This window comes from Lactobacillus juensis, from assembly GCF_036246285.1.
Lineage (GTDB): Bacteria > Bacillota > Bacilli > Lactobacillales > Lactobacillaceae > Lactobacillus > Lactobacillus juensis.
Map to the genome: position 1 here is coordinate 136,157 of NZ_BTTS01000001.1, position 23,165 is coordinate 159,321.

At 35.6% G+C, this 23,165-nt stretch carries 16 protein-coding genes and 1 pseudogene; 15 read left to right on the forward strand and 2 right to left on the reverse strand.

All coding sequences use genetic code 11. The annotated features are described in order from the left end of the window. The first annotated feature begins 1 nt into the window (after window position 1). From recG to AAA926_RS00740, 8 genes are all read left to right on the forward strand, one after another. Window positions 2-2,038, forward strand: a complete 2,037-nt coding sequence (gene recG, locus AAA926_RS00705; RefSeq protein ID WP_198178983.1) for an ATP-dependent DNA helicase RecG — start codon at window positions 2-4, stop codon at window positions 2,036-2,038. 17 nt (window positions 2,039-2,055) lie between these two features. Next, a complete protein-coding gene (plsX, locus tag AAA926_RS00710) occupies window positions 2,056-3,060 on the forward strand; it encodes a phosphate acyltransferase PlsX (protein ID WP_198178985.1) in 1,005 nt (334 codons plus the stop codon). Window positions 3,061-3,064: 4 nt separating this feature from the next. Continuing rightward, window positions 3,065-3,307 (forward strand): acyl carrier protein, encoded by a 243-nt coding sequence (acpP, locus tag AAA926_RS00715; RefSeq protein ID WP_198178987.1) that lies wholly within the window; start codon window positions 3,065-3,067, stop codon window positions 3,305-3,307. 119 nt (window positions 3,308-3,426) lie between these two features. Continuing rightward, complete coding sequence (locus AAA926_RS00720) at window positions 3,427-4,437, forward strand: ABC transporter ATP-binding protein (protein WP_198178989.1); 1,011 nt, start codon at window positions 3,427-3,429, stop codon at window positions 4,435-4,437. 3 nt (window positions 4,438-4,440) lie between these two features. Continuing rightward, window positions 4,441-5,418: an ATP-binding cassette domain-containing protein gene (locus AAA926_RS00725; RefSeq protein WP_198178991.1), complete on the forward strand. Its 978-nt coding sequence runs from the start codon at window positions 4,441-4,443 to the stop codon at window positions 5,416-5,418. A gap of 2 nt (window positions 5,419-5,420) precedes the next feature. Next, on the forward strand, window positions 5,421-6,380 hold the full coding sequence (opp4B, locus tag AAA926_RS00730; protein WP_046332260.1) for an oligopeptide ABC transporter permease: 960 nt from the start codon (window positions 5,421-5,423) through the stop codon (window positions 6,378-6,380). Between the two features lie 14 nt (window positions 6,381-6,394). Next, window positions 6,395-7,315, forward strand: a complete 921-nt coding sequence (locus AAA926_RS00735; protein WP_046332259.1) for an ABC transporter permease — start codon at window positions 6,395-6,397, stop codon at window positions 7,313-7,315. 190 nt (window positions 7,316-7,505) lie between these two features. Further along, window positions 7,506-9,278 carry an oligopeptide ABC transporter substrate-binding protein gene (locus AAA926_RS00740; protein ID WP_338206398.1) on the forward strand — a complete coding sequence of 591 codons (1,773 nt, stop codon included), beginning with the start codon at window positions 7,506-7,508 and terminating at the stop codon, window positions 9,276-9,278. Window positions 9,279-9,599: 321 nt separating this feature from the next. On the opposite strand, the pseudogene AAA926_RS00745 reads toward AAA926_RS00740, so the two are convergent. Then, a pseudogene (locus AAA926_RS00745) lies at window positions 9,600-9,883 on the reverse strand (ISL3 family transposase); the annotation flags it as partial. A gap of 316 nt (window positions 9,884-10,199) precedes the next feature. On the opposite strand from AAA926_RS00745, the gene AAA926_RS00750 reads away from it, so the two are divergent. From AAA926_RS00750 to AAA926_RS00775, 6 genes are all read left to right on the forward strand, one after another. Next, a complete protein-coding gene (locus AAA926_RS00750) occupies window positions 10,200-11,972 on the forward strand; it encodes an oligopeptide ABC transporter substrate-binding protein (protein ID WP_198179568.1) in 1,773 nt (590 codons plus the stop codon). A gap of 169 nt (window positions 11,973-12,141) precedes the next feature. Next, complete coding sequence (locus AAA926_RS00755) at window positions 12,142-13,911, forward strand: oligopeptide ABC transporter substrate-binding protein (RefSeq protein ID WP_198178997.1); 1,770 nt, start codon at window positions 12,142-12,144, stop codon at window positions 13,909-13,911. 107 nt (window positions 13,912-14,018) lie between these two features. Further along, complete coding sequence (rnc, locus tag AAA926_RS00760) at window positions 14,019-14,705, forward strand: ribonuclease III (protein ID WP_198178999.1); 687 nt, start codon at window positions 14,019-14,021, stop codon at window positions 14,703-14,705. A 12-nt stretch (window positions 14,706-14,717) separates the two neighbouring features. Beyond that, window positions 14,718-18,281, forward strand: a complete 3,564-nt coding sequence (gene smc / locus AAA926_RS00765; protein ID WP_198179001.1) for a chromosome segregation protein SMC — start codon at window positions 14,718-14,720, stop codon at window positions 18,279-18,281. A 2-nt stretch (window positions 18,282-18,283) separates the two neighbouring features. After that, window positions 18,284-19,468 (forward strand): signal recognition particle-docking protein FtsY, encoded by a 1,185-nt coding sequence (gene ftsY, locus AAA926_RS00770; RefSeq protein WP_198179003.1) that lies wholly within the window; start codon window positions 18,284-18,286, stop codon window positions 19,466-19,468. Window positions 19,469-19,502: 34 nt separating this feature from the next. Further along, window positions 19,503-20,927, forward strand: coding sequence for a C69 family dipeptidase (locus AAA926_RS00775; RefSeq protein WP_338211674.1), 1,425 nt, complete (start codon window positions 19,503-19,505; stop codon window positions 20,925-20,927). 63 nt (window positions 20,928-20,990) lie between these two features. Here the strand turns inward: AAA926_RS00775 and AAA926_RS00780 are convergent, their stop codons facing one another. After that, on the reverse strand, window positions 20,991-22,421 hold the full coding sequence (locus AAA926_RS00780; protein ID WP_265892500.1) for an APC family permease: 1,431 nt from the start codon (window positions 22,419-22,421) through the stop codon (window positions 20,991-20,993). A 400-nt stretch (window positions 22,422-22,821) separates the two neighbouring features. Here AAA926_RS00780 and ylxM point away from each other — a divergent pair, with 400 nt between their 5' ends. Then, window positions 22,822-23,163, forward strand: coding sequence for a YlxM family DNA-binding protein (gene ylxM, locus AAA926_RS00785; RefSeq protein WP_265892501.1), 342 nt, complete (start codon window positions 22,822-22,824; stop codon window positions 23,161-23,163). Window positions 23,164-23,165 lie beyond the last annotated feature (2 nt).

Consider the following 23,165-nt stretch of genomic DNA (forward strand, 5'->3'; position numbering starts at 1 on the left):
TATGATTGCCAAAAAACTATTTGCTCCTGTTAGTGACTTAAAAGGGGTTGGAGTTAAAACAGCTGCTGCACTGGGCAGCCTGGGAATTTATAGCATTTATGATTTGTTATATTATTTTCCGTTTCGTTATGATGAGCTGCAAACGATTCCTCTTGACCAGATCATGGATGGTCAAAAGGTAATGTTAAAAGGAATTGTAGCGACTCCTGCTTTTGTAACCAGGTTCGGCTATAAAAAAAGCAGACTTAGTTTCAAAATAAGAATTGACCATGATGTAGTCATGGTCAATTTTTTTAATCAGCCGTGGCTGAAAGAAAAAATTGAGGTTGGCAAAGAAGTTGCGATTTACGGCAAATATAATATTTCTAGGCAAAGTTTAGCTGCTTTTAAGTTCATTGCTGCTAAAGAAAATGATAGTGGTATGGCTCCCATTTATTCTGTGAACCGTCACTTAAAGCAGAAAAAACTGGTTGATTTAATTAAATTGGCTTTAGCTGATTACTTAACTGGTGTTGATGATGTTGTTCCAGTTTCAATTAGGAAAAAATATCATTTGCTTAATGAATCTGATGTTATCCAAAAAATGCATCATCCCCAAAATGCTACTGAATCACAAGTTGCCAAAAGAAGTGCTATCTTTAGGGAATTTTTTATTTTTCAAGCTGAGCTTGCCCAACTAACCGAAGTTAATCCTCGAAATAAGGGCTTTGCTAAAAAGTATGATTTAAGTGCAGTAGCTAAATTAACCAAGTCTTTGCCTTTTGACTTATCAACCGACCAAAAAAATGTTATTAATGAAATTTTTGCTGATATGTTTTCTCCAATCCAAATGCACCGTTTATTACAGGGTGATGTTGGTTCTGGAAAAACGATTGTAGCTGTCTATGCACTTTTTGCAGCAGTAACTGCTGGTTTCCAAGCTGCTCTCATGGTTCCTACTGAAATATTGGCTAGTCAACATTTTAAAAAGATTGATGAATTACTCAGGCCTCTGGGCGTTCGTTGTGCCCTATTGACTGGTTCGACTAAAAGCATGGAGCGCAGAGAAATTAACATGGAGCTTGCTGATGGCACTATTAATGTCGTGATTGGTACACATGCTCTGATCCAAAATACTGTTATTTTTAAAAACTTGGGATTGGTGATTATCGATGAACAACACAGATTTGGTGTCAATCAGCGGCAATCTTTGATCAATAAGGGAAATTTGCCCGATATTTTAGCTATGACCGCAACGCCTATTCCCCGAACTTTGGCTTTGACAGTTTATGGCAATATGGCCATTTCTGAGATACGACATCTTCCAGCTGGAAGGAAAAAGGTAGTTTCTTCCTGGAAAACTAGTACGCAAATGGAGCAAGTCTACCAATTGATGCGAGAGCAGCTTGCGCAAGGATATCAAATTTACGCTGTTACTCCTTTAATTACGGAGTCAGAAGCATTAGATTTAAAAAATGCAGAACAGCTTTATGCAAAATTAAGTCAAGATTTTCCTGAAGAAAAAGTGGTATTACTTCACGGTCAAATGCCTGGTAATAAAAAAGATAAGATAATGGCTGAATTTGCTGCTGGAAACATCAATATCTTGGTAACGACTAGCGTTATTGAGGTTGGAGTTGACGTGGCAAACGCTAATATGATGGTGATTTATAATGCTGATCGTTTTGGAATTAGTCAGCTTCATCAGTTAAGAGGGCGAATAGGCAGAGGAAAAACTCAGAGTTATTGCATATTTTTGGCTGATCCTAACACACAGGCAGGTAAAGCCCGTATGAAAATCGTGGCATCAACAACAGACGGTTTTAAATTGGCTGAAGAAGACCTAAAGATGAGGGGAGAAGGAGATCTTTTTGGTAAGGCACAATCTGGTTTACCCGAATTTCAGGTTGGTGACGTAGTTAACAACTACGATACTATGGTAGTAGCACAAAAAGAGGCCAGAAAATTAATCAAAAATGATCCATTCTTGCAAAATTCAGAAAATAAAACTTTAAAAGAAGTGTTAGAATATAAACAATTACAGCAAAAGAGAACATAGTAAAGGTTGAGGATACAATGAGAACTATTGCTATTGATGCTATGGGTGGAGAAAATGCGCCTGAGGCAATTATTCAAGCAGTCTTAAGGGCCAAAAAAGAGTTACCGGAAACAAAATTCGTACTTTTTGGTGACCAAAAAAGAATAAAAAAATTATTGGGTAGTGATAGCAGTCATATAGAAGTAGTTAATACTTCTGAAATTATTTTGGATGAAGATGAGCCAGTCAAGGCCATTAGATCTAAAAAAGATTCGTCACTTGTCGTGGCCGCACAATATGTGAAGCAGGGCAAGGCAGATGCACTTTTTTCATTAGGTAACACAGGCGCCATCTTAGCTTGTGGTATATTTATTATAGGACGCATTAAAGGAGTAGCCCGCCCTGGGTTCATGCCAACTCTCCCAGTAAAAAATTCAGATGATGGATTTAATATGATTGATGTTGGTGCTAATGCCAAAAGTAAACCGGAATATCTGCTTGCTTGGGCTAAAATGGCTTCGTATTATGCAGAAAAAGTGCGGGGAATTAAAAATCCGCGAGTTGGTCTTCTTAATAATGGGTCCGAAAGCGATAAAGGTGATGATGTTCATCAAAAAGCCTACCAGCTGTTATTAGAAAGCAAAGTTAATTTTATAGGTAATATTGAAGGAAATGAATTATTAGATGGTAAAGCTGATGTGATTGCAACAGATGGTTTTACTGGTAATGCAGTTTTAAAAAACATTGAAGGAACCTCAGGTGTTTTGATTCATCTATTGAAGGAAAACTTGCTTAATAACGGCCTTTTTGTTAAATTAGGCGCATTAATGATCAAAAAAGCTTTAAAAGGTTTAGTTTCAAAATTTGATGTTGATAAATATGGTGGTGCAGTTTTACTCGGAGTCAATGCTCCCGTAGTCAAAACACATGGTCGCTCAGGTCAACGTGCTGTTTATTTTACGATTAAACAAATTGATAAAATTTTACAGGAAAAAATAATTGATAATTTTAAGGTAGAGTTTGCTGTTGAAAATAAGAGGTAAAACTATGAGTAAAGAAGAAATTTTTACTAAAATTCGAGATATACTAGCAGATAATTTTGAAGTTGAAAAAGAAAAGATAACCGATGAAACTAATTTCAAAAGTGATTTGGACGCTGATTCCATTGACTTAGTGGAATTCATTTTACAACTAGAAGATGAATTCGGCGCCGAGATTTCTGATGAAGATGCGGAAAAAATTAAGACAGTTGGTGATGCAGTTATTTATGTAGCGGATCACCAAAAATAACTAAAAAATATTCATTATTAATTTGCATACAAAATGTTTCACGGTTATAATTAGAAATTAAATAAATTTATTAAATATCTTTAATAAATTCATTGAAGATTTGAGAGGGGAAATGACCTTTGGAAAAACAAAGTGATCTCTTGCTAGATATCCAGCATTTGCATACTGCATATCGTTTACATGGAAAGTTTTATGATGCTGCAGATGATATTAATTTAACGTTGAAGCGAAATGAAATTTTATCCATCGTAGGTGAATCTGGTTGTGGTAAGAGTACAATTGCATCGAGTATTATCGGCTTGTACGACCATAAAAATACAAAAGTAACTGGTGATATTCTATATAATGAGTTAAATTTAGTCGGATTGAATGAAAACTTGTTTAACAAAATACGTGGAAATAAAATTGGTATGATCTTTCAGGATCCTTTAGCCAGCTTAAACCCGCTGATGCGTGTTGGCGATCAGGTAGCTGAAACGCTTTATTATCATACGGATATGAATGAAAAAGAGCGTCATAATCGTGTGATTGAATTATTCAATCAAGTAGGAATGCCAAAGCCAGAAGAAACTTTTGAAATGTATCCTTTTGAATTGTCAGGAGGATTAAGGCAGAGGGTCGTAATTGCTATGGCAATTGCATGTAAACCCGAAATTATCATTGCAGATGAGCCAACTACTGCTTTGGACGTTACTATTCAAGCTCAAATTTTGGACTTGCTTGAAGATATTCAAAGACAATCACAATCTGGTATTATTTTAATTACCCACGATTTAGGTGTAGTTGCTGAAACTGCTGATCAAGTTGCAGTTATGTATGGTGGACAAATAGTAGAAAAAGCCGATGTAAAAACTATTTTTGAGCATCCACTGCATCCATACACTCGCTCCTTGTTAAATTCAATGCCTCAATCAGAAGACGAAGAAGAAGATTTACATGTTATTCAAGGAACAGTCCCTTCATTGCAAAATATGCCTAGAAAAGGCGACAGATTTGCTGCTAGAATTCCATGGATTCCTGCTAGTGCGCACGAAGAGGATCCGGTAATGCATGAAGTTGAGCCTGGTCACTGGGTAAGATGTACTTGCTGGAAGACGTTCCACTTTCAAGACGAAGTAGGTGGGGAGTAGTTTATGGCTAAAGAAATTATCCAAGTAAAAAACTTAAAAGTTCATTATCCCATTAGATCAGGTTTCTGGAACAGGATTACTGATTATGTAAGAGCGGTTGATGACATTAGTATTACCATTAATGAAGGTGAAACCTATGGTCTGATTGGTGAATCCGGTTCAGGCAAGTCAACTACTGGTAAAGCCATTGTGGGTGTTGAGCCTGTGACTAGTGGTAGTATCCTTTACAAGGGTGTTGATATTACCAAATCTAGAAATCGACGCAAACTAAACTACAATAAAGATGTCCAAATGATTTTTCAAGATTCAATGTCGAGTTTAAACCCGAGAAAACGAATCGAAGACATTATTGCTGAACCTATTCGAAATTTCGAAAATTTAACCACAGACCAAGAACGTGATCGTGTTCAAGAATTACTGGATATCGTAGGTATGCCTAGTGATTCAATTTACAAATACCCTCATGAATTTTCTGGGGGACAGAGACAAAGAATTGGCGTAGCTCGTGCGGTTGCAACTAATCCTCGTTTAATTGTTGCTGATGAACCTACTAGTGCTTTGGATTTGTCTGTGCAAGCTCAGGTTTTAAACTTTATGAAGCATATACAACAGAAATATAATATTGCTTATTTGTTTATTTCTCATGACTTAGGTGTAGTAAAGCATATGTCTGAAAACTTAGCTATTATGCACCGAGGACGTTTAGTCGAAATAGGCTCAAGAGAAGATATTTATGAGCATCCAATACATATTTATACTAAGAGATTGCTCTCTGCTATACCGCAAGTTGATGTTGAACATCGTGATGAGCATAAAAAACACCGACAAGAAGTTGAGAAAGAATTTCAAAATGATCAAAGCAAATGGTATGACAAGGATGGTCGTGTATTTCCTTTGCAACAAGTTTCTGGCAAACATTTAGTAGCTTTACCGAAAAAAGAATTGAACGAAGAGAAGATAAATGAAAAGGAGGGGGCATAATCATGTGGAAAACAGTTCTCAGACGAATTTTAATTATGATCCCGCAAATTATTATCTTGAGTATTTTGGTATTTTTCTTGGCTAAGATGATGCCAGGTGATCCTTTCACTGGACAAATTAATCCAAATACTGATCCTAAGCAACTTGAAGCTTTAAAAAGAGCGGCTGGTTTATATGATCCTGCACCAGTTCAATATGCACGCTGGGTAGGAAACCTGTTTAAAGGAGACCTGGGTACAAGTTATATCCAGCATGTGCCTGTTACTTCTTTAATTGCCGATCGTGCTGTTAATACTTTCTGGTTATCATTATTATCTACGGCTATCTGCTATGCTATTTCTATTCCTATGGGAGTAACAGCAGGTCGTCACCAAGATGAATGGCAAGATCAAGCAGTTCAGATTTTTAATTATGTTACTTTCGCTATTCCGCCATTTGTATTTTATATACTAGGAATCTGGTTATTTGGCTTTACTTTGGGCTGGTTCCCTATTTCTGGCTCTGTTTCACCAGGTGCCTCTGGTTTTTGGGGAACTTTAGGAAGCCAACTTTATCACATTATTCTACCTGCTATCCTAGTGGGATTAATTACCACTACATCAATTGTGCAATATTTAAGAACGGGAATAGTTGATAATAAGGTTGAGGATTATGTTCGTACAGCACATAGTAAGGGTGTGCCGGAAAAAGTTGTATTCAATAAACACATTTTACGTAATTCCCTTTTACCAATTGCCTCTTCTTTCGGTACAGTCATTACTGGACTTTTAAGTGGCTCGATGATTGTTGAATCAGTTTTTAGTTATCCTGGAATGGGTAAGTTATTTTTAGATTCTATTGGTCAGCGTGATTACACAACTTTGACTGCCTTAATATTAATTTTTGGTATTTTAACACTATTAGGTAATCTACTTTCTGATATTATCATGAGTATAATTGATCCAAGGATCAGAATTAAATAAAGGGAGGAGAAAATATGTCCGACAAGAAAGAAATTAAGACTAATTTGAAAGATAAAAAGAAAAATGTTTCTTCTCCTGAATCAAGTTTTAAAGTAATTATTAGAGAAATTGTAAAAGATAAGGTGGCATTAACTGCTTTTGTTGTAATAGTTCTAATATTGCTGTTTACCATGGTAGGCTCCTTATTTTTAAATTCTGCTCAGGTAACTGAAACAAATATAGTAGAAGCCTACAATCCATGGGGAACTGCTGGCCATATCTTAGGAACTGACGATGGTGGACGTGATATCGTCAAGTTACTAATAATGGGTGGACGAAATTCCATTTTGATTGGTTTAGGGGTAACCGTAGTTTGTGAAACTGTTGGTTTACTTGTGGGTCTAGTATCTGGATATTACGGTGGTAACATTGACGCCATAATAATGAGAATAGTAGATTTTGTTCAGGTATTGCCAACTTTCCCAATTGAAATTGTTTTAGTTTCTGTTATTCCGAACTACAATCCTATTAGTTTAATTTGGATTATTTCACTATTTGGGTGGCCCAAAACTGCAAGGTACTTTAGGGCCTTCATACTATCTCAAAGAGAAAGAGATTATGTTTTGGCTTCCAAAACTTCAGGTTCTTCAGACCTGAAAATTATGTTTCGTGAAGTTTTACCAAATATTACCTCAATGATTATTATTGATGTTGTATTAACTATTGCTGGTAATATTGGTATTGAAACTACGTTATCTTACATTGGCTATGGTTTACCAGCAACAGTTCCATCATTAGGTACTTTAATTGGTTTTGCCAATGATCCTGTAAACGTAGTAAGTCGTCCCTGGCTATGGCTTCCGGCTACAATTTTACTGTTAGCAATTTCGCTAAGTATAAATTACGTTGGTCGTGCCCTACAGCGTGCTGGTGATGCCAGACAACGTGAGAATTAATTCAATATTAGAATACAAAGAGCTTTGTCTAAAGAGACAAAGCTCTTTTAAATTAAAAATTATTATTATAAGCTTATTAAACTATTATGATATTTTTTGATAACATTTTTTTCTATGCTAGAATATGTTTGTTAGCTTATTCCAAGAATTTAGAGTTTATTCAATAAAAGATTGGAGTATGAATTAAAACATGAATAAAACAAAATTTTTATATTCTGCCAGTATCGTCTCAACTGTTGCACTAACTTTAGCAGCATGTGGCAAAGGTAATAACACTGGTAAGAATGAAAATGCTAAAACTGCAAGTAAATTTCCTCAATCTGTTCCAGTAAAAAATACCAAAAAGGGCGGGACTTTAAAGTATGCAATTATGACAGATACACCTTTTACTGGAATTTTTTCTGACGAATTATCAACTACAGCTATTGATAGTTCGGTTGCTGAACCGGGAGAGGAAGAATTATTTGATACTGATGATAACTATAAAATCACTAATAAGGGTCCAGCTACAATGAAACTCAATCGAAATGCTAAAACAATTACGATTAAAATAAAAAAGGGTGTGAAGTGGTCTGATGGAAAGCAAGTCAATGCTAAGGATATAGAATATCCTTATGAAATTTTGGCTAATAAGGAAAGCAAAGCACAACGATACAGTAATCAATTTGAAGAAATTGTCGGAATGAAAGAATATCATAATGGCAAGTCAAAAACAATTTCGGGAATAGAAATGCCAGAAGGTCCAAATGGACTGACTGTCATTCTGCATTTTAAAGAGATGAAGCCGGGCATGGTATATAGTGGTAATGGTTATTATTGGGAATACGCAGCGCCATATCATTATTTAAAAGATATTCCATTTGCAAAATTGCAATCTTCAGATCAAATTAGAAAAAAGCCATTGTATTTCGGCCCATACAAAGTTCAGAAAATAGTTCGTGGTCAGTCGGTAACTTGGATTCCAAATAAATATTATTGGCGTGGCCAACCTAAGTTGGATAAAGTGGTTTCACAAGTAATCTCACAGAATTCAATTTCACAAGCAATTAAAAGTCATAAATTTGATATAGCTCAGGTAGTTAATTCTCAATGGAACGAAGTTAAGGATACTAAAGGTGTTAATTTTGTTGCCCAAATTCCTCTAGGTTATCACTATATTGGCTTTAGAGTTGGAAAATGGGATGCCAAGGCCGGCAAAAATGTGATGAATTCTGAAGCAAAAATGAATAATCAAGCACTTCGTCAAGCAATGTCTTATGCCATAAATATTGATGAGGTTGATCAGCACTATACTGCAGGTTTGAGTTTTAGGGTTCCAACTTTAATTCCAGCACAATTTGGAGACTATTTCGATAAAAAAGCAAAAGGTTACACTTATAATTTGAAAAAAGCCAATCAAATTTTAGATAAAGCTGGTTACAAAAAGCAAGGTCAATGGCGTGTACAACCTAATGGTAAGCCGCTAACTATCAAATTTTTAGCAATGACAGGGAGTTCAATTCAATCACCGACTGTGCAGAACTATATTCAGCAGTGGAAAAAGATTGGCCTAAAAGTGAAATTAGTTGGAGGAAGATTAACAGAATTTAATTCTTTTTATGACAAGTTACAGCACGATGATCCTCAAGTAGATATGTTTATGGCAGCTTGGTCTTTGGCCAGCGAACCATCACCTGCGTCACTTTATGGTGAGACTTCACAGATGAATTATAGCCGATTTGCGACTCCAGAAAATAATAAGCTTTTGCAAGAAATAGATTCGCAAAAGTCATTTGATCACACATATAGAGTTAACAAATTCCATGAATGGCAGGAATACATGAATAAGCAGGCATATGTTGTTCCTGTGGATAATTCGTATAAAGTTATTGCAGTAAATAATAAGGTTACAGGTTATTCAACTAAACCTTCAGATAATTCTAATGGGCATCAATTGTGGTACAAGATTGGATTTGTAAAATAGTAAAATAAATTTTTAATTAATTGTTATATAAAAACAAAAATGGCTCTTTATCAAACATACTAAAGTAGGAAGCAGATAGAAGCATGATGATACTGAAGTGACACCCAAGTTTGTTCTAAGTTTAGCGGTCACTTCATACTTTTATAGCTATTTGTCAAATCCTATTGATAGAGATTAAATGAGTAGAATCAAGCAGCTAATAAACTGCTTGGTTTTTTTCTTTCACCTTGTTTTCTGCCAACCTAATCCTGGTTAGCAGATTGTAGATATTAGTGAGCTTTCACACTGAAGAAGTATGCCTTCGTCTACCAGGTGTAATTAAGCCATTGAGCGCTTATTGCAGGTGCGACACCAGACTCGCTGCTTAAAAAGCCTAATAATGAATGGCTGACTGGCATTGGCAGCAGGATAGCGGATTTCGGTTTTCAAGCGGCCATTGTGTCCGCAACCTGCGAGCCACAGAAAGGACAGCTGGGCTGCAATAAGACAGCTTGGTAAACTTTTTGCTTATGGCCGTTAACCAGGCGCAAGAAATAATCTTCAAAAACAATGTTTTGATCTTTAATATCAAGCGCAAATTTAATATAATTATCGAGAGAGGACATAATTCAAACCTTCTATAAAAAAATATTGGGTGAAGTTAATATTTTATTACACGAAGCAAGATGAAAATGTTCTCCTTTTTTTATGCAATAAAAAACCCATTAACAGCTTACCACATAGATAAGTCATCAACAGGATAAATTATAGAGGCCATCAATTTTCTTAAACATGTTTTTTGTATTTTTGCTAATAAAATAATATGATTTTGTAGAAAACTTTAATTAAGAATTAATAAAACTATTGTTTTTCTAATCTTTTTTGTTATTATTTGATTTAAGTTTTAAATCGTGTTTGTACTTTTGTAAGGAGAGAAGAATGATGAAAGAAAAAAATTTTTTATGCTCCATCGGTATTATAGCTACATGTGCCATGGCTCTGGTTGGTTGTAATAAAGGAAATAAAAGTAATAATGAGGACAGTTCGAAGGAAGCAAGTAGATTTCCCAATGCTTTGCCAAAAAAGCAAACAAAGCAAGGAGGAACTGTTAGAGTTGCCGTTGAAACAGATACGCCTTTTACAGGAATATTTACTGATGAATTAAGCGTAACTGCGACTGATGCAGATGTTGCATCGCCAGGTGAAGAATCTTTGTTTTATACGGATGATAACTACAAAATAAATGATAAGGGCCCAGCAACAATGAGGCTGGATCAAAAAAACAAAACTATAACTATTACAATCAAAAAGGGTGTTAAGTGGTCAGACGGCAAGCAAGTAGTTGCTAAAGATATGGCATATCCTTATGAAATATTGGCTAATAAAAATACTAAAGCTCAAAGATATTCTACTAAAATGGAAGTTTTAAAAGGAATGAAGGAATATCATGAGGGTAAAGCCAAAAAAATCTCAGGAATTGAATTGCCGGATGGTGATAATGGTCGCAAAATGATCTTGCATTTTTCCTATATGACACCAGGAATGGCCTTTAGTGGTAATGACTATTATTGGGAATCAGCTTCACCCTATCACTATTTAAAGGATGTACCTTTTAGTAAACTCGAATCCTCAGATAAAGTTAGAAAAAGACCAATGTATTTTGGTCCTTATAAGTTAGATAAACTAGTTCGTGGACAGTCAGCTACATGGGTACCAAACAAATACTATTGGCAAGGCAAACCAAAACTGGATAAAATTATTTACCAAGTTGTTTCTCCCAATTCAACTTCTCAGGCAATCAAATCACATAAGTTTGATATTGCCCAAGTTATTAATGCTCAGTGGAAACAAGTAAAAGATACTAAAGATGTGAGGTTTATTGCTGAAATTCCTTTATATTACTCATACCTAGGGTTTAAAGTCGGCAAGTTTGATGCTAAAAAAGGTAAAAATGTTATGAATCCTCATAGTAAAATGAATAATAAAGCCTTAAGGCAAGCTATTGGGTATGCCATGAATGTAGAGGATGTCAATAAACGCTACAATAATAATTTAAGTTTCCGGATTCCAACATTAATTCCAAAGCAATATGGTGATGTATATAATAAAAATGTTAAAGGATTTTCATATAACTTAAAAAAGGCTAATGAACTTTTAGATAAGGCTGGCTATAAGAAAAAAGGCAAATGGCGCGTTCAACCCAATGGTAAGCCTTTAAAAATCAACTTTTTAGCTATGTCGGGTGATGCTACACAAGGACCCATTATCCAAAATTACTTGCAGCAGTGGCATAAAATTGGGCTAAATGTAGGTCTTCTAAATGGCCGGTTGACAGAACGTAACTCATTTTATGATAAAGTTCAAAACGATAATCCTCAAGTAGATATGTTTCTAGGTGCTTGGGGTCTTTCTACGGAACCATCACCCAATGGATTATATAGTGAAGGTGGACCGGCGAACTATACCAGATTTGTTACTCCTGAAAATAACAAATTGATTAAAGAGATTGATTCTGCTAAAGCATTCAACCATAAATATCGTGTTGAAAAATTTCATGAATGGCAACAGTATATGTTTGATCAGGCTTATGTTATACCTGTTTTTAATGCATATAAAATTAAAGCGGTTAATAATAAGTTAACTGGTTTATCACTAAAACCTTCTGAAACAAATAACGGTCACCCAATATGGTACAAAGTCGGTTATATTAAATAAAATTCAGATTATTATTATTTATGGCCTTGTACACATCTCTTGATTTTAATAAAGCAAAATTAACATTTTATTAGTAAAACTATTGCATTTTTAATTTTAAGTGTTAACATTTAGTTATTAACTTGCTTCCAAAATTATAAATGATGTTGGAGAAGGAGAATATTGTGTTATGAAAAAAGGTAAACTAATAGGTTCGGTAGGAGTTTTAACTGCTGCAACCTTGACTTTAGTAGCTTGTGGTAAGAGTAACACCAAGAGTAATGAAGGTGCAAAAACAGCAAGTAAATTCCCAATTCAGACTCCCGTAAAAACCGCTAAACAAGGTGGTACGCTAAAGGTGGCAGAAGTTACTAATACGCCATTTACTGGTGTCTTTAATGAAGAGCTGCAAATGGATCAACCAAGTGCTGATGTTACCAGTCCAGGACAAGAATCATTATTTGATACTGACGATCACTATAAGATCAATGATAAAGGTCCGGCTACTTTAAAATTGGATCGTAAAGCTAAAACAGCAACTATTACTATTAAAAAGGGCGTAAAATGGTCCGATGGCAAACAAGTTACTGCCAAAGACGTTGAATTTGCGTATGAAATTATTGCTAACAAGGCAACTAAATCACAAAGATACGCGACTCAATTTAATATTATTAACGGAATGGCTGATTACCATGAAGGTAAGTCCAAGACTATTTCTGGGATTGAAATGCCAGATGGTCCTAATGGACGTGTTGCGGTGTTGCATTGCAAAGAATTAAAACCAGGTATGTACTATAGTGGTAACGGCTATATTTGGGAAATGGCAGCTCCATACCACTATTTGAAGAATATTCCTTTTGCTAAGCTGGAGTCTTCTGATGAGATTAGAAAGAAGCCACTGTTCTTTGGCCCATACCAAGTTAAAAATGTGGTCCGTGGTCAGTCTGTAACTTGGGTTCCAAACAAATATTACTGGCGTGGTAAACCAAAATTAGATAAGATTGTCTACCAAGTAGTATCTCCAAACTCTGCTTCACAAGCGATTAAGAGCCATAAGTTTGATATTACCCGCGTTACTAATAGTCAATGGAAACAAGTGAAGGATACTAAGAAAGTTAATTTTATTGCCCAGATTCCTTTAGCATATAGTTACCTGGCCTTCAAGGTAGGTAAATGGGATACTAAGAAGTCAAAGAATGTGATGAATCCTCATGCTAAAATGGGTAATAAGTCGTTACGTCAAGCAATGGCTTACGCTATGAATACTGATGCTGTATATAAGCATTATACAGACGGCTTAAGTTTCCAAATTCCTACATTGATTCCGGCACCATTTGGTGATTATTTCGATAAAAGCGCCAAAGGTTACACTTATAACATTAAGAAGGCCAATCAAATTTTAGACAAGGCTGGCTATAAAAAGAAAGGTAAATGGCGTACTAATCCAAACGGTAAGCCTTTAACAATAAATCTTTTGGCTATGTCAGGTAACGCCATTCAACAACCAATTATCCAAAACTATATTCAACAATGGAACAAGATTGGCTTGAATGTTAAACTTGTTGGTGGACGCTTGACTGAATTCAACTCATTCTATGATAAAGTTCAAAATGACGATCCAAAAGTTGATCTGTTTTTGGCAGGTTGGAATTTGTCCACCGAGCCTTCTCAGGAACAAATGTATAGTGAAGGAACAATGTCTAACTATTCACGTTTTGTAACTCCTGAAAATACTAAACTTATTCAAGAGATGGATTCACAAAAAGCCTTTGATCATAAGTACCGCGTTCAAAAATTCCATGAATGGCAGAAATATATGATTGATCAAGCATATGTAGTACCTACTACTAATGCATACAGAATTGATGCGGTTAATAATCAAATTACCGGGTACTCACTGAAGCCATCACAGACAAACAACGGACACCAATTATGGTACAAAGTTGCTTACGCTAAATAAAAGTTATTTAATTAAGTAGATTAGAAAACTATTGTCATTTGAGGACAATAGTTTTCTTTTTTAATGGTAAAAACTGGTATAATTTAGATTGTTAAGGAGTTGAAGAAATGGTTAGTACCAAATTCATTAAACGATTAGATACAAAATACAAAATTAAATTTAATAATCCCAAATTATTAGAAGAAGCTTTTACTCATTCTTCTTATGCCAATGAACATCCTGAAGATGGTGTTCGGGATTACGAAAAGCTGGAGTTTTTAGGGGATGCAGTTTTGGAATTAGCAATTTCTGATTACCTCTACCGTAATTTTAGAAATCTTAATGAAGGTGAATTAACTAGAATGCGGTCAAATATCGTTGATACTGAAGGATTTGCAGAATTTGCTCAAAAATTTGGTTTTCCGGCTGAGATTAATCTAGGTCATGGTGAGGAAAAAGCAGGTGCACGTTCTCGTAAGACTCTTTTAGAAGACGTTTTTGAGGCATTCAACGGTGCGCTTTTTCTTGATCAAGGCATGGAAGCAGTCGAGCATTTTTTAAGTTTAACAGTATACCCGTTAATTGATGCTGGCAAATTCGATGCGTCAAGGGATTACAAAACAGACTTACAAGAATTATTGCAAAAAGATGGGCCGGTTAAGATCGAATATGAAGTTTTAAAAGAAGAACAACTGCCTTCTAGTTTTATTGTACAGCTGGTTGTTAATGGAAAAGTATTGTCTAAGGGACAGGGTCATAATAAAAAAGCCGCTGAACAAGAAGCTGCAAAAACAGCTCTAAGTAAGCTCAATTAGGGAGATGAGTATGTGCCACTAACAGAACTGATAATTGACGGCTTTAAATCCTTTGCCGAAAAAACTACAATTAAATTTGACACTGGTATTACTGGCATAGTTGGTCCCAATGGTAGTGGTAAGAGTAATATTACTGAAGCAATCAGATGGGTCATGGGCGAATCCAGTGCTAAATCTTTACGTGGTTCAAACATGAAAGATGTTATTTTTGCTGGGAGTGAATTCCGCAAACCGGCAAATCATGCAGAAGTTTCTCTCATTTTTAACAATGAAAAGCATGAACTCAACTTTAAGGAAGACCAGGTAATTGTTACTAGGCGGATTTTAAGGTCGGGAGATAATGAGTATTTAATTAACAAAAAGAGTGTCAGACAACGTGATGTGCGTGCTCTATTTTTGGATTCTGGAATTTCACAGGACAGTTTAGCAATTATTTCCCAAGGCCGGGTGGATCAGATATTAAATTCTCATCCGGAAGAACGGCGTTCACTATTTGAAGAAGCAGCAGGTGTACTTCATTTTAAGAGACAAAAAGAAGAAGCAAAGGTTCAGTTGGAACAGACAACTGATAATTTAGTGCGCATCAACGATCTTGTCAAAGAGCTAGAGCAGAGGATTGAACCTCTTCATGAACAAAGTTCTTTAGCTAAAGAATATCAATTTCAGAAAAAAGGCTTGGATCGAGAACTAAAAACGTTATTGGCATTTGAAATTCAGGATCTAGATAATCAAAAAGAAAAAGAACAGGAAAAGGCCGATGAAAATCAAGGCCTTTTATCTAAGCTGGATCGAGAAGTAAAAGATTCTCAAGCAGCTGTGGCGAACAAAAGAAAAGAATATCAAACTTTAAATAGTCAAAGAGATAAGGTACAAAATGATTTACTTTCTTTGACTAAAAAGCTTTCTGAAATTAATACCAATTTGCAGGTTGCGGAACAATCTAAACAATATAGCGCAGCCACAAAAAAAGAATATGAAACTGAATTGAGTGACTTAAAAAAGCAATTATCGGCAATTGAAAGTGATAGGATTGATCTGCTTGAAAAAGAAAAGAATTTAAAGGGTGAGCAAGAGAAGTTAAATGATAAAAGAACTAAACTCTGCGCTCAGCTAAAAGAAAATCCTGAACAGCTAAACCGAAAATTAGAACAGCTCCGTTCAGCTTATATTCAGTTGTTGCAAGATCAAACTTCTAATAATAATGAAATAGTTTATTTGAATTCTGAACTGAAAAAACTTTCTGATAATAGCCAGTTTCAAACAGAAAATGTTGTTGAAGAACTAAGAAATGAAACTACTGAGCTTAAACGACTTAAATCTGAAGGTAGGTCACTTAAAGAAAACTGTCAGGTTGAAAAGCAGAAGATTGCAGATCTCATTAGGGAGCAAAAATTAAGTCAAAAAAATTTGTCATCTCTTCAAGAATCATTGGCGACCAAAAAACAACGTTTTAGTCAATTAAATGCGCGTTATGATGCTCTGGAGAATATACGCAAACGTCATGAAGGTTATTTTTACGGAGTCAAAAATGTTTTAAATAATATTTCCGCTTATCCTGGAGTAGTTGGAGCAGTGGGAGAATTAGTTACCTTTCCTGCCAAATATGAAGCTGCAATGGCTACAGCATTAGGGAATGGGGTTCAGGATTTAGTCACTAAATCAAAATTGGATGCTCGGGATGCTATTAATAAATTAAAAGAAAACCATGCGGGCCGTGCTACTTTTCTTCCTCTTGACGGTTTAAGAGAATATACAATACCAACTTCAACTATCAATACAATTTCTTCTTTTTCCGGATTTCAAGGTATTGCAAGCGAAATAGTTAAAAGTTTACCTAATCAAGATATTGCGCCTGCAATTAATTATCTCCTTGGAAATACTATAATAGTTGACACAATAAGCAATGCTATGAAGATAAGACAGAGAATTTCTCGCTATCGTATTGTAACTCTTGACGGAGATGTTATTTCACCTGGTGGTTCAATGACAGGAGGAGTGCGTAATCAAAAAAGCAATTCTCCACTTCAAACAACTGCTGAACTGAGGCAATTAAGACAAAATATTAATGATTTAAAAGCAAAAATTAAGAATGAACAATCTCAGTTAGCTGATGCTGTAAGCAAGAATGAAGTTTCAACTCAGCAGTTGAATGATGTGAGATCGAAATTTCAAAATCTTAAACAAGAATTAGGTGAAGCGGTTCTTTCGTATCAAAACCAAGAAAAAGAAGTGAACAGGTTAAAGGCTGCGAATAGTTTGTTTGAACAACAAAAGCAAGAACGCAACCAGGAAATTGCTGAAACTAAGAACAAGATTAAGTCTGCCGCAAAAAAGAAGGAAGAACTGCAGGAGAAAATACTTCAGCAAAAACAGGATATTAGTGAATTGCAATTACGTATTAAGAACTTTTCAGAGTTGAATCAAGAGGTTCAGGAAAAGTTAAGCGAACTTGATCCGCAAATAGCAGTTTATGCTAATAAGTTGGAGAACGTTTCAAAGCAAAAATCCGATAAAAAGAATGAATCAAAGCAGCATCAAAATCAGATTAGTACTTTGTCCCAAAAGTTGAAGGAACTTGATGAAAAAGATGTGCTCGGTGACGAAAAGAAGATGAATTTTGAACACGAAAATAAAGAGGGCATTGCAAAAAAGAAAAATTTGCAGGAACAGCTTAATACTTTAAGTTCTAAATTAGGGCATTACGATGCTAAAATTAACCAACTTGATCAGGTAGCGAGTCGTAATTATGAACTTCGTAAAGATGCTGCTGCTGAACAAAAAGATTTTTCTGTGAAAATAGCACAGTTGAATAGCCAAATAGATCAACGTTTAGATACTTTGAATACGGAATATTCGCTAACATATGAGGCCGCATTGAATCAAGCGGAAACAGAAAATAATGAGGCCAATAGGACACAACTTCAGAAGAATGTGAAACTGCATCGCATGTCTATTGCGGACATTGGTCCAGTTAATCTGAAGTCAATTGAAGAATATGAAAATGTTAAAAAACGTTACGACTTCCTTAATGCACAACAAAACGATTTGTTAAAGGGTCGAGACAATTTAGAAAAATCGATGTCGGAACTTGATCAAGAAGTATGTAGTCGCTTTAGTAAAACTTTTACTGAGATAGCCCATAGTTTTACTGAATTGTTTCCGGTGGTTTTCGGAGGTGGCAGTGCCAAATTAGTTTTGACTAATCCTGAAGATTTATTGAACACAGGAGTTGAAATTATTGCTCAACCACCGGGTAAAAAGTTGCAAAAACTAAGTTTGTTATCAGGTGGAGAAAGGGCACTGACAGCAATTACATTGCTTTTTGCTATGCTCAAAGTCAAACCGGTACCATTTTGTGTACTGGATGAAGTGGAGGCAGCGCTTGATGATGCAAACGTCACGCGCTTTGCACATTTCTTAGAAGAATATGATATGCATACACAATTTATTGTAATAACGCATAGAAGAGGAACAATGGAAAAAGCAGACCAACTTTATGGTGTTGTTATGCAAGAATCAGGCGTATCGCAAGTATTGTCAGTGTCATTAAAAGAATTAAAAAATGAGGTGAAATAACAGTGGGTTTATTTGATAAGATAAAAAAATCTTTATTTGGTGAAGAAAATAGTAAAGCTACTGATGATTCACAGAATCAATCAGAAAAAGAGCAACAAGAATCTTCTGAGGAGCTAAAAAACAAGGAAGAGATAACCTCTGAGGAAAAACAAACTTCAGAAAAGAATGAATCAGAAAACGATAATTCGACAGCTTTTCAGGAAGAAGAATCTTTAGAGCAAGAAACTGAGGATGAGCCTGATAACGAAAAGCAAAATGAAACTGAATTATATGAAAAAGGTTTAGAGAAAACTAATCAGGGCTTTGGGGCTCGATTAAATCGCTTTTTTGCCCAGTTCAGGACTGTTGACGAAGATTTCTTTGATGACTTGGAAGAGCTGCTAATTGAATCAGATGTCGGTTACGAGACTGCCGAAGAATTGACTGACGAACTGCGAGATGAAGCAAAATTGCAGAAAGCCAAGTCGCGAGATGATTTGAAAAAAGTTATTGTTGAAAAATTAGTTAATCTTTATGACCAAAGTGGTAATTCCGAAAATGAAAAATTAAAGTCTCATAACGATGGCAAGCCGAATATTTATCTTTTTGTAGGTGTAAATGGCGCGGGCAAAACCACAACAATCGGAAAATTGGCTAAAAGATTTAAAGATGAAGGAAAGTCAGTTCTTTTAGCAGCAGCAGATACTTTCAGAGCTGGTGCAGTTGAACAATTATCAGAATGGGGCGAAAGAGTCGGTGTTCCAGTAGTAACTGGAAAAGAACAAGCTGACCCTGCTTCAGTGGTTTATGATGCGACTGATAAGGCCCTTAAAGAAAATTATGATTATTTATTAGTGGATACTGCTGGTCGTTTACAAAATAAAAAGAATTTAATGAATGAGCTGGAAAAAATTGAACGGACAATTAAAAAGCAAGCACCAGAAGAGCCAACAGAAACTCTATTAGTTTTAGACGGCTCAACTGGTCAAAATGCACTCCTTCAAGCTAAGGATTTTGATAAGACTACCAAATTAACTGGATTGGTATTGACTAAATTGGATGGCTCATCAAAGGGCGGAGTCGTTTTAGCAATTAGAAATGAGATGAAATTGCCGGTAAAATTAGTTGGTTTGGGTGAAAAAGCTAGCGATTTGGCTGATTTTGATGCCGCAAACTATGCTGTCGGACTATTTCATGATTTAATTTAAGAATAGATTTTTTAAAGGGAGATATTGAGATTTAATGAAAGAATATAGTGCATGTACAACAATTTTAGTAGGTAAAAAGGCTTCAGTTGACGGTTCGACCATGATTGCTCGTAATGATGACACTTTTCGTCCCATTACACCGCAAAAATTTATTATCAGACCCGCTGCAAAAGATGAATCAGGTCGTAAAATTAAGTCTTGGTTGAATAAGTTTGAATTAGACTTACCTGAAAATGCTCAGGCCGTTCCAGCTGTACCAAATGTTGATTACAAAAACCGTGGTTATTACGATGAGAGTGGTATTAATCAAGAAAATGTGGCAATGTCTTGTACTGAATCAACTTATGGTAATGAGAGAGCACTCGCATATGATCCACTGGTAAAAGATGGGCTTGATGAAGATTGTATGCAGTCAGTTGTTTTGCCTTATATTCATTCTGCTAGAAATGGAGTTGAATATTTAGGCAAACTGATCGCTAAATATGGTTCACCTGCAGGTAACTCAGTTCTTTTTGGCGACAAAGATGAGATCTGGTATATGGAAATTGTCACAGGTCATCACTGGGTAGCGCAACGTATTCCAGATGATGCTTATGCAATTGCTGCAAATCGGGTTTCCATTGATCAAGTAGATTTTTCTGATTCAGACAACTTTATGTGGAGCGAAGGCATTCAGGAATTTGTTGCCGATCACAACTTAAATGTTGATCATCAGGGATGGAATTTCCGTCATATTTTTGGTACTTATAGTGAACAAGATAGGTTTTATAATACTAATCGTGTTTGGTACGGGCAAAAATATTTTAATCCCGAAATTGAACAAGATCCTACCGATGGTGATTTACCTTTCATTCGGCGAGCTGCTAAGAAAATAACCAGAGAAGACATTGAATTTGTGCTTGGTAGTCATTACCAAAACACTCCCTATGATCCTTTTGGTAAAGGCACGGAAGAAGAGAAACATCGTTTCCGTCCAATTGGTTTAAATAGAACGCAAAATTCCCACATTTTACAGATTAGAAATGATGTTGACCCTGATAAAGCAGCAATAATGTGGCTTTGTATTGGTGGACCAACCTTCACGCCTTTTGTACCATTCTTTGCTAATATGAACGATACAGATCCGTCTTACAATAACACATCAATGGAGTATAATCTTAGCGATGCTTGGTGGTACTACAAATCTCTTGCGGCACTTGTAGAAACGCATTACCCACAATTTGTGCAATTAGATACTGACTATTTAAATGAGCTTAACCAATACTATCGCAGACGTGTAGAAGATGTCATTGCTCAAGCTCAAGGCAAAACAGGTGCAGAATTGACTTCATATTTGACCAAGGCCAATCAAGAAACAGTTGCTTATACTAGAAAACGGTCAGAAAAATTGTGGGCACAGATGATGATTGATTCAATCAATATGTCAAAATTAACTTTTAATATGGATGAAAATCTGTAAGTTTAATTGTATTAAAAAAGTCTGGAAAATTTCCAGACTTTTTTGTTACGTGGATAATGTCAGTTATTTAATTTTTTTATTCATGGCTGAATGACGAATACCATAAAGCAAGTAAATTATAATGCCGATTAGAGACCAAATTAGCATGTATTTCTTAGCTTGCACATCTAATCCCCAAAATACAGCAAGGGATCCCAAGAATGCCAATAAGGGCAAGACAGGATACCATGGCATTTTAAATGCCGGATCAGCAATGTCTTTGCCCTCACGTGGACGCAGGCGATAAATTCCTAGCGAAACAAACATGAAAGCAATTAGAGTTCCTGCTGAAACTAGCTGTGTTAAAAATGAAAAAGGAATAAACGCTGATATGATAATTGCAATTACCGCGACAGTCCACAGAGAATTTGCAGGACGATGATCTTTATTCAATTTACCTAGTCCTTTAGGAATCATGCCATCGCGGCCAAATGAATATACCAAACGAGAGCTTGCCATACAGAGACCAATCAAAGCAGTAAACATTCCTAAAATAGCAACAGATTGAACTATAGTGGCAATATGACCAAAGCCCGTTTTCCTTAAAGCATATCCTACAGGTTCAGCGGAATTTAAATATTGTTGGTATGGCACCATTCCCACGAGCACCAAGCTAACAGCAACAAATAGCACTACTGCAATTAATAAAGAACCAATAATTCCTCGAGGCATGGTCTTTTGCGGATTAATAGCTTCTGCTGAGTTTGAAGCAATGGTATCAAAGCCTAAAAATGAAATATAAATCATTGATACACCAGCATAAATTCCTTGCCAACCACCAAAAGGTCCATGAGCTGTTGGGCGATAGTGAGGTATAAAAGGAATAAAATTAGTTTTTTTCACTACAGTCAGACCAACAAACACAAAAAGCAAAATTGCCAGCACTTTGACCACCACCAGCACATTCTCAACTCGGGAAGCTTTAGATACTCCAAAACTGACTAAAAAAGCTGCTAGTAAAATTGCCAAAAGTGCAACTAAGTCAAACATTCCCCCATTTACACCTAAAGGATTAGCTAAAGCCGCAGGTAATTTCCAACCTAAAGGAGCAATTAATGCCCGTAGATTTGCTGAAAGACCAGAACTTATAAAAGCCATGCCAATTAAGTATTCGGCTAAAAGAGCCCAGCCAGAGAACCAGCCCCAAAACTCGCCAAAAATAACGTTGATCCAAGAATAAACAGAACCAGCAAAAGGCATTGCAGCTGCCATCTCTGCATAGGCAAAGGCTACCATACCAGCTACTATTGAAGCGACTACACAGGATATTGCGACTGCTGGTCCTGTGTGTAATGCCGCTACTTCACCAGGCAAGGTGAAGATTGAAGTTGAAACAATGGTACCAACACCTAGTGCCAAAAAATCACGAACCCTAAGAGTTCTAACTAAATGACCGTCTTTTTCCTGATATATTCCAGGATCTTCTTTTCGGTTCATCAATTTCCATAAATTCACTCTGAATTGCTCCTTAAGAATAAATTTTTTAGTCATTTTAAAAGTACTTTTTACATTTAAAAAGTTCACACGAATATCGACTAAAGTGCGAACTTGTTTAATGATTATTTGGCTTAAACAACCAGTGTCATTTAACGCTTTAAAATACTTTTGAAAAAATGGCTGTTATTAAAATAAAAGACGGTACAAAATTACAAATATTCGTGTACCGCCTAGATTTATAATTTCAAAGAATTGTTGGTCTCCATGAGAGATAATAAAATTCCTAAAAATTAATTAAATTAATGATACAGATTTTGGCTACAAAAAGCAAGAAATTGCGGCAGACCTTAAGTAAAATTTTGGTTTTCAAGATCGTCATTTTCCGACATTTTTGCTATACTTGTTCAAGGTGAGGGTAATGGATGATCTCGAAAAAAATGAAATATTGGGTGATTTATACGCCTATTATGGTGGTCTTTTAACTAAAAGTCAGCAGAGTTATTTTGAAGATTATTATTATAATGACCTGTCCTTAGGAGAAATAGCTAGCAATCATCATGTTTCACGTCAGGCAGTTTACGACAATTTACGTCGCTGTCGCAAATTGTTAAAAAATTACGAAGACAATTTACATATGCAAAGAGACTACAATATGATAGAAGACAAATTAACTGAAGTTGTAGTTGCACTGAAAAAAAGCAAATCAAGCCAAGCTTTACAAATAACTACTGATTTAATAAATCAACTGAGGGGAGAGTAATT

Coding starts and splice junctions, on each gene's coding strand:
- recG (WP_198178983.1), top strand. CDS start 2: ATGATTGCCAAAAAACTATTTGCTCCTGTTAGTGACTTAAAAGGGGTT.
- plsX (WP_198178985.1), top strand. CDS start 2,056: ATGAGAACTATTGCTATTGATGCTATGGGTGGAGAAAATGCGCCTGAG.
- acpP (WP_198178987.1), top strand. CDS start 3,065: ATGAGTAAAGAAGAAATTTTTACTAAAATTCGAGATATACTAGCAGAT.
- AAA926_RS00725 (WP_198178991.1), top strand. CDS start 4,441: ATGGCTAAAGAAATTATCCAAGTAAAAAACTTAAAAGTTCATTATCCC.
- opp4B (WP_046332260.1), top strand. CDS start 5,421: ATGTGGAAAACAGTTCTCAGACGAATTTTAATTATGATCCCGCAAATT.
- AAA926_RS00735 (WP_046332259.1), top strand. CDS start 6,395: ATGTCCGACAAGAAAGAAATTAAGACTAATTTGAAAGATAAAAAGAAA.
- AAA926_RS00740 (WP_338206398.1), top strand. CDS start 7,506: ATGAATAAAACAAAATTTTTATATTCTGCCAGTATCGTCTCAACTGTT.
- AAA926_RS00750 (WP_198179568.1), top strand. CDS start 10,200: ATGAAAGAAAAAAATTTTTTATGCTCCATCGGTATTATAGCTACATGT.
- AAA926_RS00755 (WP_198178997.1), top strand. CDS start 12,142: ATGAAAAAAGGTAAACTAATAGGTTCGGTAGGAGTTTTAACTGCTGCA.
- rnc (WP_198178999.1), top strand. CDS start 14,019: ATGGTTAGTACCAAATTCATTAAACGATTAGATACAAAATACAAAATT.
- AAA926_RS00775 (WP_338211674.1), top strand. CDS start 19,503: ATGAAAGAATATAGTGCATGTACAACAATTTTAGTAGGTAAAAAGGCT.
- ylxM (WP_265892501.1), top strand. CDS start 22,822: ATGGATGATCTCGAAAAAAATGAAATATTGGGTGATTTATACGCCTAT.